The sequence below is a fragment of the Pseudomonas sp. GNP013 genome, from assembly GCF_054343995.1.
Genome location: NZ_JBTGUT010000001.1, coordinates 181,438 through 195,035, shown reverse-complemented (window position 1 = coordinate 195,035; position 13,598 = coordinate 181,438). Strand labels below are relative to the sequence as shown.

At 55.8% G+C, this 13,598-nt stretch carries 7 protein-coding genes; all 7 read right to left on the bottom strand.

What is annotated here, in order from left to right; all coding sequences use genetic code 11:
* Positions 1–53: 53 nt before the first annotated feature.
* The 7 genes from rpsJ to rpoB all read right to left on the bottom strand — a co-directional run bounded on the left by rpsJ (position 54) and on the right by rpoB (position 13,399).
* A complete protein-coding gene (rpsJ, locus tag ACXX81_RS00870; protein WP_003232414.1) occupies positions 54–365 on the bottom strand; it encodes a 30S ribosomal protein S10 in 312 nt (103 codons plus the stop codon).
* 159 nt (positions 366–524) lie between these two features.
* Positions 525–1,718, bottom strand: a complete 1,194-nt coding sequence (gene tuf, locus ACXX81_RS00865) for an elongation factor Tu (RefSeq protein WP_057010371.1) — start codon at positions 1,716–1,718, stop codon at positions 525–527.
* Between the two features lie 30 nt (positions 1,719–1,748).
* Positions 1,749–3,854: an elongation factor G gene (fusA, locus tag ACXX81_RS00860; protein WP_003232412.1), complete on the bottom strand. Its 2,106-nt coding sequence runs from the start codon at positions 3,852–3,854 to the stop codon at positions 1,749–1,751.
* A gap of 30 nt (positions 3,855–3,884) precedes the next feature.
* The gene (gene rpsG / locus ACXX81_RS00855; RefSeq protein ID WP_002555493.1) at positions 3,885–4,355 is read right to left on the bottom strand and encodes a 30S ribosomal protein S7; all 471 of its coding nucleotides are present in this window, start codon (positions 4,353–4,355) and stop codon (positions 3,885–3,887) included.
* A 118-nt stretch (positions 4,356–4,473) separates the two neighbouring features.
* A complete protein-coding gene (gene rpsL / locus ACXX81_RS00850; RefSeq protein WP_002555494.1) occupies positions 4,474–4,845 on the bottom strand; it encodes a 30S ribosomal protein S12 in 372 nt (123 codons plus the stop codon).
* Between the two features lie 216 nt (positions 4,846–5,061).
* Positions 5,062–9,261, bottom strand: coding sequence for a DNA-directed RNA polymerase subunit beta' (gene rpoC / locus ACXX81_RS00845; RefSeq protein ID WP_209985410.1), 4,200 nt, complete (start codon positions 9,259–9,261; stop codon positions 5,062–5,064).
* A 64-nt stretch (positions 9,262–9,325) separates the two neighbouring features.
* Positions 9,326–13,399, bottom strand: coding sequence for a DNA-directed RNA polymerase subunit beta (rpoB, locus tag ACXX81_RS00840; protein WP_057010369.1), 4,074 nt, complete (start codon positions 13,397–13,399; stop codon positions 9,326–9,328).
* Between the last annotated feature and the right edge of the window lie 199 nt (positions 13,400–13,598).

Sequence of the window (13,598 nt, the reverse complement as noted above, 5' to 3'; positions counted from 1 at the left end):
TTCACCCGCTATGGCCGCCCATTTCAGAGCGTTACACGACTAAGACCCAAGTCTTAGCCGAGGCTGATCTGTACTTCCACACCGGCTGCCAGATCTAGCTTCATAAGTGCATCAACGGTTTTATCCGTTGGCTGGACGATGTCCAGTACGCGCTTATGAGTACGGATCTCGTACTGGTCGCGCGCGTCTTTGTTGACGTGCGGAGAGACCAGAACGGTGAACCGCTCTTTACGAGTAGGCAGTGGGATAGGACCACGCACCTGAGCCCCAGTACGTTTCGCGGTTTCCACGATTTCCTGGGTGGATTGGTCGATCAGGCGATGGTCGAAAGCCTTCAACCTGATACGAATTTTCTGATTTTGCATTGGATTTCAGACTCCGGCTGCTTTTCCCAGCGAGCGCAATACGCCCGTTAAAAGGAGGCGCAATTCTATAGACGCTCCAGATAGGTGTCAACTCAATAAAAAAGGCCCCCGCTGAGCGGGGGCCTTCTCAAACATCCGAAGCCATCTCAGAAGAGATGCTTACTCGATGATTTTAGCTACAACACCAGCGCCAACAGTACGGCCGCCTTCACGAATCGCGAAGCGCAGACCGTCTTCCATTGCGATGGTCTTGATCAGGGTAACTTCCATCTGGATGTTATCGCCTGGCATTACCATTTCAACGCCTTCTGGCAGCTGGCAGTTACCAGTCACGTCAGTAGTACGGAAGTAGAACTGTGGACGGTAGCCTTTGAAGAACGGAGTGTGACGACCGCCTTCTTCCTTGCTCAGAACATAAACTTCTGCGGTGAACTTGGTGTGCGGCTTGACCGAACCTGGCTTAACCAGAACCTGGCCACGCTCAACGTCGTCACGCTTGGTACCACGCAGCAGAACGCCGCAGTTCTCGCCAGCACGACCTTCGTCGAGCAGCTTGCGGAACATTTCAACACCTGTGCAGACGGTGTTGGTGGTGTCACGCAGACCAACGATTTCCAGTGCATCCTGAACGCGAACGATACCGCGCTCGATACGACCAGTCACAACAGTACCGCGACCGGAGATCGAGAATACGTCTTCGATTGGCATCAGGAACGGCTTGTCGGTCAGACGAACTGGTTCTGGGATGTAGCTGTCCAGAGTCTCTACCAGCTTCTTAACAGCGGTAGTGCCCATTTCGTTGTCGTCTTTGCCTTCCAGAGCCATACGAGCGGAACCGATGATAATCGGAGTGTCGTCGCCTGGGAAGTCGTAAGTGCTCAGCAGATCGCGCACTTCCATCTCAACCAGTTCCAGCAGCTCAGCGTCGTCTACCAGGTCAGCCTTGTTCAGGAAAACCACGATGTACGGAACGCCTACCTGACGGGACAGCAGGATGTGCTCACGGGTTTGTGGCATCGGACCATCAGCGGCCGAGCAAACCAGGATTGCGCCGTCCATCTGGGCAGCACCGGTGATCATGTTCTTCACATAGTCAGCGTGACCTGGGCAGTCAACGTGAGCGTAGTGACGAATCGAAGAGTTGTACTCTACGTGCGCGGTGTTGATGGTGATACCACGAGCTTTTTCTTCTGGAGCGCTGTCGATTTTATCGAAATCAACGACTGCGGAACCGAAAACTTCGGAGCAGACGCGAGTCAGAGCTGCGGTCAGAGTGGTTTTACCGTGGTCAACGTGACCGATAGTGCCAACGTTGACGTGCGGTAGGGAACGATCAAATTTTTCTTTAGCCACGACAATTAACTCCTTGCCTAAAGGACTGAATCAGCCTTGTTTTTTGGATACAGTTTCAGCGATGTGCGCCGGAGCTGTGTTGTATTTTTTGAATTCCATAGAGTAGCTTGCGCGACCCTGGGACATGGAGCGAACGTCGGTCGCATAACCGAACATCTCACCCAACGGAACCTCGGCGCGAATCACTTTGCCGGAAACCGTGTCTTCCATACCCAAGATCATGCCGCGACGACGGTTAAGGTCGCCCATGACATCACCCATATAGTCTTCAGGTGTAACAACTTCTACCGCCATGATTGGCTCAAGCAACTCACCACCGCCCTTCTGGGCCAGTTGCTTGGTTGCCATGGAAGCAGCCACCTTGAACGCCATCTCGTTGGAGTCGACGTCGTGGTAAGAACCGTCAAAAACGGTTGCTTTCAGGCCGATCAGCGGATAGCCGGCAACAACACCGTTCTTCATCTGCTCTTCGATACCCTTCTGGATAGCAGGGATGTATTCCTTAGGAACCACACCACCCACTACTTCGTTCACGAATTGCAGACCTTCCTGACCTTCGTCAGCAGGAGCAAAACGGATCCAGCAGTGACCGAACTGACCACGACCGCCGGACTGACGAACGAACTTGCCTTCGATTTCACAGTTCTTCGTGATGCGCTCACGATAGGAAACCTGAGGCTTACCGATGTTGGCTTCGACGTTGAATTCACGGCGCATCCGGTCAACCAGGATGTCCAGGTGAAGCTCGCCCATGCCGGAGATGATCGTTTGACCAGTCTCTTCATCAGTCTTGACGCGGAAAGATGGATCTTCCTGAGCAAGCTTGCCCAGAGCGATACCCATTTTTTCCTGGTCATCCTTGGTCTTGGGCTCTACGGCAACCGAAATAACCGGCTCCGGGAAGTCCATGCGAACGAGGATGATTGGCTTATCAGCGTTGCACAAGGTTTCACCAGTGGTGACGTCCTTCATGCCGATCAGGGCCGCGATGTCACCAGCGCGTACTTCCTTGATCTCTTCACGGGCGTTTGCGTGCATTTGCACCATACGACCCACGCGCTCTTTCTTGCCTTTAACCGAGTTGATCACGCCGTCGCCGGAGTTCAACACGCCCGAGTAAACACGGACGAAGGTCAAGGTACCCACGAATGGGTCAGTGGCAATTTTAAACGCCAGAGCGGAGAACGGTTCTGCGTCGTCTGCATGACGCTCCAGCTCGATAGTCTCGTCATCCGGGTCGGTACCCTTGATGGCTGGAATATCAACCGGGGCCGGCAGATAGTCGATCACAGCATCGAGAACCAGGGGAACGCCCTTGTTCTTGAACGAAGAACCGCAAACAGCCAGGACGATTTCGCCAGCGATAGTACGCTGACGCAGAGCGGCCTTGATTTCCACGTTGGTGAGCTCTTCACCTTCGAGGTACTTGTTCATCAGCTCTTCATTGGCTTCGGCAGCAGCCTCAACCATGTTGTTGCGCCACTCGTCAGCCAGCTCCTGCATATCAGCAGGGATAGGCTTACGAACAGGAACCATACCCTTGTCAGCATCGTTCCAGTAAACAGCTTCCATGGTCAGCAGATCGATCTGGCCCTGGAAGTTGTCTTCGGAACCGATAGCCAACTGGATTGGCACCGGAGTGTGACCCAGACGCTGCTTGATCTGACCGATCACGCGCAGGAAGTTGGCACCAGCACGGTCCATCTTGTTTACATAAACAAGACGTGGAACGCCGTATTTGTTGGCTTGACGCCATACGGTTTCCGACTGCGGCTCAACACCCGAGGTACCGCAGAACACAACAACAGCGCCGTCGAGTACACGCAGGGAACGCTCAACTTCAATGGTGAAGTCTACGTGGCCCGGGGTATCGATTACGTTGAAGCGGTGCTCATCTTTGTACTGCTTCTCGGAACCTTTCCAGAAGGCGGTAATAGCAGCAGAAGTAATGGTAATACCACGCTCCTGCTCCTGAACCATCCAGTCTGTGGTCGCGGCGCCGTCATGCACCTCGCCCATTTTGTGACTTTTGCCGGTGTAAAACAGCACGCGCTCGGTGGTGGTGGTTTTACCAGCATCCACGTGAGCGACGATACCGATGTTACGGTAACGGCTAATCGGTGTAGTACGAGCCATAAAGCCCTCGCAAAATTAGTGAAGCTAAGATTAGAAGCGGTAGTGCGAGAAAGCTTTGTTGGCTTCAGCCATACGGTGCACGTCTTCACGCTTCTTAACAGCAGCACCTTTACCTTCAGCAGCGTCCAACAGCTCGCCGGCCAAACGCAGAGCCATAGACTTCTCGCCGCGCTTGCGGGCGAAGTCTACCAACCAGCGCATTGCCAGGGCGTTACGACGGGACGGACGAACTTCGACCGGAACCTGGTAAGTAGCACCGCCTACACGGCGCGACTTCACTTCGACCAGCGGAGCGATGGCGTCGAGAGCTTTCTCGAAGATTTCCAGGGGATCGCTGTTCTTGCGTTCTTTAACCTTTTCCAGCGCGCCATAAACGATACGCTCGGCAACGGCTTTTTTACCGCTTTCCATTACGTGGTTCATGAACTTGGCCAGAATTTGGCTTCCGTATTTTGGATCGTCAAGCACTTCGCGCTTGGCTGCTACGCGTCTTCTTGGCATGGATAAGCCCTCAAACGGTCTTCAGGTTCGTTCGGAATCAGTGCCCTTTCGGGGCGCCTCCGACCTTACTCTTATCGACTCAGAAAATAAGATGATTCAGTTTTACAAGAAGCGACTACTACTTAGGCTTCTTGGTACCGTACTTCGAACGACCCTGATTACGGCCTTTAACGCCGGAAGTATCCAGGGAGCCGCGTACGGTGTGGTAACGAACACCTGGCAAGTCTTTTACACGACCGCCGCGGATCAGTACCACGCTGTGCTCTTGCAGGTTGTGACCTTCACCGCCGATGTACGAGGAAACCTCGAAACCGTTGGTCAGGCGCACACGGCATACTTTACGCAGTGCCGAGTTAGGTTTTTTCGGCGTGGTGGTATACACACGGGTGCATACGCCACGACGTTGCGGGCAGTTCTGCAGCGCAGGCACGTCGGATTTCTCGACGATACGCTTACGCGGCTGACGTACCAGCTGGTTGATAGTTGCCATCTACTAGCTCCACTGTTGTCTTGCGACGCTATTGTCTTGCAAGAAAAGCAAAATGGCAGGAACGAATTCCCGCCAAATTTAGGGGTACAAGAGTCTAAAGAGGATCTTGCCCCCAGTCAAGGCAAGGCCCCGACCTCCCCGCCCGTCGAATTGGGGCATAAATGCCTCGATCCGACGAATGGGGCTGCCAGGGCCCAGTCTCATCTATCGCAGAACTCAGTTACCGCTTGAGTTCAGCGCTTCGGTCAGTGCAGCTTCCACTTCACTGGCGCTTACGCGCAGCGGCTTGTCAGCATCACGGCGGCGCTTGCGCTCGCTGTGGTAAGCCAAACCGGTACCAGCCGGGATCAGACGACCCACGACCACGTTTTCTTTCAGGCCACGCAGGTAATCGCGCTTGCCGGTTACCGCTGCTTCGGTCAGTACGCGAGTGGTCTCCTGGAAGGAGGCCGCCGAGATGAACGACTCAGTGGACAACGACGCCTTGGTGATACCCAGCAGCACGCGAGTGAACTTGGAAACAAACTTGTCATCCGCGCCCAGACGCTCGTTCTCTACCAGTACGTGAGTCAGTTCCATCTGGTCGCCCTTGATGAAACTGGAATCGCCGGATTCAGCGATTTCAACTTTACGCAGCATCTGACGCAGGATGGTCTCGATGTGCTTGTCGTTGATCTTCACGCCCTGCAGGCGGTAAACGTCCTGGATCTCGTTGACGATGTACTTGGCCAGCGCACTCACACCCAGCAGACGCAGGATGTCGTGTGGATCGCTCGGGCCGTCGGAGATAACTTCGCCGCGGTTTACCTGTTCGCCTTCGAAGACGTTCAGGTGACGCCACTTCGGAATCAGCTCTTCGTACGGATCGGTACCGTCGTTCGGGGTAATGACCAGACGGCGTTTGCCCTTGGTCTCTTTACCGAACGCGATGGTGCCGCTGACTTCAGCCAGAATCGACGCTTCCTTCGGACGACGCGCTTCGAACAAGTCGGCAACACGCGGCAGACCACCGGTGATGTCGCGGGTCTTCGAAGTTTCCTGCGGGATACGCGCGATAACATCACCGATCGCGATCTTCGCACCATCCGCCACACCGACCAGGGCGTTGGCTGGCAGGAAGTACTGAGCGATTACGTCAGTGCCTGGCAGCAACAAGTCCTTGCCGTTGTCGTCGACCATCTTCACGGCAGGACGGATGTCTTTACCGGCAGCTGGACGATCTTTCGCATCGAGTACTTCAATGTTGGTCATACCGGTCAATTCGTCGGTCTGACGCTTGATCGTGATGCCTTCTTCCATGCCCACGTAGGTCACGGTACCTTTCATTTCGGTAACGATTGGGTGAGTGTGCGGATCCCACTTGGCCACGATTGCGCCAGCGTCGACCTTGTCACCTTCTTTAACCGAAATCACAGCACCGTACGGCAGCTTGTAACGCTCACGCTCACGACCGTAGTCATCAGCGATTGCCAGCTCACCGGAACGGGACACAGCAACCAGGTGGCCATCCACTCGTTCAACGTGTTTCAGGTTGTGCAGACGGACAGTACCGCCATTCTTCACCTGAACGCTGTCGGCTGCGGAGGTCCGGCTCGCCGCACCACCGATGTGGAACGTACGCATGGTCAGCTGGGTACCCGGCTCACCGATGGACTGGGCAGCGATAACGCCGACCGCTTCACCGATGTTCACCTGGTGACCACGAGCCAAATCACGGCCGTAGCACTTGGCGCAAATGCCGTAGCGGGTTTCGCAACTGATCGGCGAGCGAACGATCACTTCGTCGATGCTGTTGAGCTCGATGAACTCGACCCACTTCTCGTCAACCAGGGTGCCAGCAGGAACGATAACTTCCTCGGTACCCGGCTTGAACACGTCACGAGCAATGACTCGACCCAGTACGCGCTCACCCAGCGGCTCTACAACGTCGCCGCCTTCAATGTGCGGCGTCATCAGCAAGCCGTGCTCGGTGCCGCAGTCGATCTCGGTAACAACCAGATCCTGTGCAACGTCTACCAGACGACGAGTCAGGTAACCGGAGTTAGCCGTCTTCAACGCGGTATCCGCCAAACCTTTACGAGCACCGTGAGTGGAGATGAAGTACTGAAGTACGCTCAAACCTTCACGGAAGTTCGCAGTAATCGGCGTTTCAATGATGGAGCCGTCCGGCTTGGCCATCAGGCCACGCATACCGGCGAGCTGACGGATCTGCGCAGCAGAACCCCGTGCGCCCGAGTCGGCCATCATGTACATGGAGTTGAAGGACTCCTGGTCAACTTCGTCGCCATGGCGGTCGATGACTTTCTCTTTCGAGAGGTTGGCCATCATTGCCTTGGACACTTCGTCGTTGGCCTTGGACCAAAGGTCGATCACCTTGTTGTACTTCTCGCCCTGGGTTACCAGGCCGGAGGCGTACTGGCTTTCGATCTCTTTCACTTCATCGGTGGCGGCACTGATGATGCGGGCTTTTTCATCCGGGATAACGAAGTCGTTAACACCGATGGAAACGCCGGAGATGGTCGAATAAGCAAAACCTGTGTACATCAACTGGTCAGCAAAGATCACGGTCTCTTTCAGACCAACCACGCGGTAGCACTGGTTGATCAGCTTGGAGATCGCCTTTTTCTTCATCGGCAGGTTGACGACGTCGTACGACAGACCTTTTGGCACAACCTGATACAACAGCGCACGGCCAACAGTGGTGTCGACGATACGCACGTTGCTCACACTGCCGCCGTCACGGTCGTTGACGGTTTCGTGGATCCGCACTTTGACCTTGGCGTGCAGTGCGGCTTCGCCGGCACGGAACACACGGTCAACTTCCTGCAGGTCCGCGAAGACACGACCTTCGCCCTTGGCGTTGATCGCTTCACGGGTCATGTAATACAGACCCAATACAACGTCCTGCGACGGAACGATGATTGGCTCACCGTTGGCTGGCGACAGAATGTTGTTGGTCGACATCATCAACGCACGCGCTTCCAACTGAGCTTCCAGTGTCAGCGGTACGTGCACGGCCATTTGGTCGCCGTCGAAGTCGGCGTTGTACGCAGCACAGACCAGAGGGTGCAGCTGGATAGCCTTACCTTCGATCAGTACCGGTTCAAACGCCTGGATACCCAGACGGTGAAGGGTCGGTGCACGGTTGAGGAGAACCGGGTGTTCGCGGATCACTTCAGCGAGAACGTCCCAAACCTCTGGCAGTTCACGCTCGACCATTTTCTTGGCCGCTTTGATGGTGGTCGCAAGACCGCGCATTTCCAGCTTGCCGAAGATGAATGGCTTGAACAGCTCGAGTGCCATCTTTTTGGGCAGACCGCACTGGTGCAGACGCAGGGTCGGGCCTACGGTAATTACCGAACGACCGGAGTAGTCAACACGCTTACCGAGCAAGTTCTGACGGAAACGACCTTGCTTACCCTTGATCATGTCAGCCAGGGATTTCAAAGGACGCTTGTTCGAACCGGTGATAGCGCGGCCACGACGACCGTTGTCGAGCAAGGCATCGACAGCTTCCTGCAACATACGCTTTTCGTTGCGCACGATGATGTCCGGAGCGGACAGATCAAGCAGGCGCTTCAAGCGATTGTTACGGTTGATCACGCGGCGGTACAGGTCATTGAGGTCGGACGTCGCGAAACGACCGCCATCCAACGGTACCAGCGGACGCAGGTCTGGCGGCAGAACCGGCAGAACGGTCAGCACCATCCACTCTGGCAGGTTGCCGGAACCCTGGAAGGCTTCCATCAACTTCAGACGCTTGGACAGTTTCTTGATCTTGGTTTCGGAGTTGGTTTGCGGAATCTCTTCACGCAGACGGCCAATCTCGTGTTCCAGGTCGATAGCGTGCAGCAGTTCACGGACAGCTTCGGCACCCATGCGGGCATCGAAATCGTCACCGAATTCTTCCAGCGCTTCGAAGTACTGCTCGTCGTTCAGCAGCTGACCCTTTTCAAGGGTGGTCATGCCTGGATCGATAACGACATAGCTCTCGAAGTAGAGAACGCGTTCGATATCACGCAGGGTCATGTCCATCAGCAAGCCGATACGGGACGGCAGCGATTTCAGGAACCAGATGTGGGCAACCGGCGAAGCCAGTTCGATGTGCGCCATGCGCTCACGACGAACTTTGGCCAGCGCGACTTCAACGCCGCACTTCTCGCAGATCACACCACGGTGCTTCAAGCGCTTGTACTTACCGCACAGGCACTCGTAATCCTTTACCGGGCCAAAGATCTTGGCGCAGAACAGGCCGTCACGCTCAGGTTTGAACGTACGGTAGTTAATGGTTTCCGGCTTTTTAACTTCACCGAACGACCACGAACGGATCATCTCAGGCGATGCCAATCCAATACGGATGGCGTCGAACTCTTCGACTTGACCCTGGTTTTTCAGCAAATTCAGTAGGTCTTTCAAGGCCTTTCCTCCTGGCGGAGCAGAGAGCGGGCATCGCTGCCACGCTCTCGATTCGCGTCACGTGTTATTCGGTTTCCAGATCGATATCGATGCCGAGGGAACGAATTTCTTTGATCAACACGTTGAAAGACTCGGGCATGCCCGGCTCCATACGGTGATCGCCGTCCACGATGTTTTTGTACATCTTGGTACGACCGTTCACATCGTCCGACTTCACTGTGAGCATTTCTTGCAGAGTGTATGCGGCACCGTATGCTTCCAGTGCCCAGACCTCCATCTCCCCGAAACGCTGACCACCGAACTGAGCCTTACCACCCAGCGGCTGCTGGGTAACCAGGCTGTAAGAACCGGTAGAACGAGCGTGCATCTTATCGTCTACCAAGTGGTTCAGCTTCAGCATGTACATGTAGCCAACAGTAACCGGGCGCTCAAACTTGTTGCCGGTACGGCCGTCGAACAGCTGCATCTGGCCGCTTTCCGGCAGGTCAGCCAGTTTCAGCATGGCCTTGATTTCGCTTTCCTTGGCACCGTCGAACACCGGGGTAGCCATTGGAACGCCGCCGCGCAGGTTCTTCGCCAGATCCAGGATTTCCTGGTCGGAGAAGGTGTCCAGCTCTTCGTTGCGACCGCCGATCTCGTTGTAGATCTCATGCAGGAACTTGCGCAGGTCTGCGACCTTGCGCTGCTCTTCGATCATACGGTTGATCTTCTCGCCCAGACCTTTGGCCGCGAGGCCCAGGTGGGTTTCAAGGATCTGACCAACGTTCATACGCGAAGGTACGCCCAACGGGTTGAGGACGACGTCGACCGGGGTGCCATTGGCATCGTGCGGCATGTCTTCAACCGGCATGATCACCGAGACCACACCCTTGTTACCGTGACGACCAGCCATCTTGTCGCCCGGCTGGATGCGGCGACGGATTGCCAGGTAAACCTTGACGATTTTCAGCACGCCTGGAGCCAGGTCATCGCCCTGCTGCAGTTTGCGCTTCTTGTCTTCGAACTTGTCGTCCAGCAGACGACGACGATCAACGATGTAGGCCTGGGCCTTCTCGAGCTGCTCGTTCAGAGCATCTTCAGCCATGCGCAGTTTGAACCACTGGCCGTGCTCAAGACCGTCGAGTACTTCGTCGGTGATGTCCTGACCTTTCTTCAGACCTGCGCCGCCTTCGGCCTTGTGGCCTACCAGAGCGGAACGCAGACGTTCGAAAGTCGCGCCTTCAACGATACGGAACTCTTCGTTCAGATCCTTGCGGATCTCGTCGAGTTGAGTCTTCTCGATGGACAGTGCACGAGCATCACGCTCAACGCCGTCACGGGTGAAGACCTGTACGTCGATGACGGTGCCCTTGGTACCGGTAGGTACACGCAGGGAAGTGTCTTTAACGTCGCTGGCTTTTTCACCGAAAATGGCACGCAACAGCTTCTCTTCCGGTGTCAGTTGGGTCTCGCCTTTCGGAGTGACCTTACCCACCAGAATGTCGCCTGCGCCAACTTCAGCACCTACGTAAACGATACCGGCTTCGTCCAGTTTATTCAGTGCAGCTTCACCCACGTTCGGGATGTCTGCAGTGATTTCCTCTGGGCCAAGCTTGGTGTCACGCGCCACACAGGTCAGTTCCTGAATGTGGATCGTGGTGAAGCGGTCTTCCTGAACAACACGCTCGGACAGGCAGATGGAGTCTTCGAAGTTGAAGCCGTTCCATGCCATGAACGCGATGCGCATGTTCTGACCCAGTGCCAGTTCACCCATGTCGGTGGACGGGCCGTCGGCCATGATGTCGCTGCGCTGAACGCGATCACCTTTGCGCACCAGCGGACGCTGGTTGATGCAGGTGTTCTGGTTCGAGCGGGTGTATTTGGTCAGGTTGTAGATGTCGACACCGGCTTCGCCAGTTTCAACTTCGTCATCGGCAACACGAACCACGATACGGCTGGCATCAACAGAGTCGATCACGCCGCCACGACGAGCCACGACGCAAACGCCGGAGTCACGCGCTACGTTACGCTCCATGCCGGTACCTACCAGCGGCTTGTCAGCACGCAGAGTCGGTACAGCCTGACGCTGCATGTTGGAACCCATCAACGCACGGTTGGCGTCATCGTGTTCCAGGAACGGGATCAGCGACGCTGCAACAGAAACTACCTGCTTGGGCGAAACGTCCATCAAGGTGACGTCTTCCGGCGCCTTAACGGTGAACTCGTTCAAGTGACGAACCGCTACCAGCTCGTCGGTCAGGACTTTCTTGTCGTTCATCGTGGCCGAAGCCTGAGCGATCACGTGATCAGCTTCTTCGATGGCGGACAGGAACACGATCTCGTCGGTGACCAGAGCGTCTTTCACCACACGGTACGGGCTCTCGAGGAAGCCGTACTGGTTGGTGCGCGCATAAGCGGCCAGCGAGTTGATCAGACCGATGTTCGGGCCTTCCGGCGTTTCGATCGGGCAAACACGACCGTAGTGCGTCGGGTGAACGTCACGCACTTCAAAGCCTGCACGCTCACGGGTCAGACCGCCCGGGCCCAGTGCAGAAACACGGCGTTTGTGGGTGATCTCGGAAAGCGGATTGTTCTGGTCCATGAACTGCGAGAGCTGGCTGGAACCGAAGAACTCTTTCACCGCTGCAGCCACTGGCTTGGCGTTGATCAGGTCTTGCGGCATCAGGCCTTCGCTTTCGGCCATCGACAGACGCTCTTTGACCGCACGCTCAACACGTACCAGGCCAACGCGGAACTGGTTTTCGGCCATTTCGCCGACACAGCGAACACGACGGTTACCCAGGTGGTCGATGTCATCGACAATGCCTTTGCCGTTACGGATGTCGACCAGGGTCTTCAATACGGCAACGATGTCTTCCTTGCACAACACGCCCGAACCTTCGATCTCGGTACGCCCGATACGACGGTTGAACTTCATCCGGCCGACCGCAGACAGGTCATAGCGCTCAGGACTGAAGAACAGGTTGTTGAACAGGGTCTCGGCAGCGTCTTTGGTAGGTGGCTCGCCAGGACGCATCATGCGATAGATCTCGACCAGCGCTTCCAATTGGTTGCTGGTGGAGTCGATCTTCAGGGTGTCGGAGACGAAAGGACCGCAGTCGATGTCGTTGGTGTACAGGGTCTCGATGCGAACAACCTGGGCCTTGGCGATTTTTGCCAGGATCTCGGTGTTCAGCTCGGTGTTGCACTCAGCCAGGATTTCGCCTGTAGCCGGGTGAACAATAACCTTGGCGGTAGTGCGACCCAGGACGTAGTCAAGAGGCACGTCCAGAGAGGTAATACCGGCTTTTTCGATCTGGTTGATGTGGCGCGCAGTAATACGACGGCCAGCCTCAACAATGACCTTGCCCTTCTCGTCCTGGATATCCAGAACGGCAATCTCACCACGCAGGCGCGAAGGCACCAGTTCCAGGCTGAGGGTTTCATCCTTCAGGCTGAATACGTTGGTGGTATAGAAAGCGTCCAGTACCTGTTCGGTGGTGTAGCCGAGCGCGCGCAGCAGTACCGAGGCCGGCAGCTTGCGACGACGGTCGATACGCACGAACACGCAGTCTTTCGGGTCGAACTCGAAGTCCAACCACGAACCGCGGTACGGAATGATCCGCGCGGAGTACAGGAGTTTGCCGGAGCTGTGCGTCTTACCGCGGTCGTGGTCAAAGAACACGCCCGGGGAACGGTGCAGCTGGGAAACGATTACGCGCTCGGTACCGTTGATAACGAAGGTACCGTTCTCGGTCATCAATGGGATTTCGCCCATGTAGACTTCTTGCTCTTTGATGTCCTTGATCGCTTTGTTCGACGACTCTTTGTCGAAAATGATCAGACGGACTTTTACCCGCAAAGGTACGGCGTACGTTACGCCACGCAACACGCATTCTTTGACATCAAATGCCGGTTCGCCCAGGCGATAACCGACGTACTCCAGCGCAGCATTGCCGGAGTAGCTGATGATCGGGAAAACGGATTTGAAGGCCGCATGCAGGCCCACGTCGCGGAACTGATCTTTGGTCGCTCCCGCCTGCAAGAATTCACGATACGAATCCAGCTGGATAGCCAGAAGGTACGGGACATCCATGACGTCCGGCAACTTGCTAAAGTCCTTGCGGATACGTTTTTTCTCAGTATATGAGTAAGCCATCAGCGTTCCCCAGCTTGGTCACCTGCTTGTTTGGCCCCTCCGACGGGAGCAGCCAGAAAATCTTGCAAACCCCATGGTTTGCACCACCGCTTCGGGTGGCTACAGCGCGTTAATGGCGGCGACCGAGTCGACAGCCAAGAACGGAAAAAGGCCGGTGGCAAGAGCCACCAGCCATCAGCCTTAAGCTTGACGCTTGGGC

Bases quoted from the DNA above. Each gene is read 5' to 3' on its own strand.
- rpsJ (WP_003232414.1), bottom strand. From the start codon at position 365: ATGCAAAATCAGAAAATTCGTATCAGGTTGAAGGCTTTCGACCATCGC.
- fusA (WP_003232412.1), bottom strand. From the start codon at position 3,854: ATGGCTCGTACTACACCGATTAGCCGTTACCGTAACATCGGTATCGTC.
- rpsG (WP_002555493.1), bottom strand. From the start codon at position 4,355: ATGCCAAGAAGACGCGTAGCAGCCAAGCGCGAAGTGCTTGACGATCCA.
- rpsL (WP_002555494.1), bottom strand. From the start codon at position 4,845: ATGGCAACTATCAACCAGCTGGTACGTCAGCCGCGTAAGCGTATCGTC.
- rpoB (WP_057010369.1), bottom strand. From the start codon at position 13,399: ATGGCTTACTCATATACTGAGAAAAAACGTATCCGCAAGGACTTTAGC.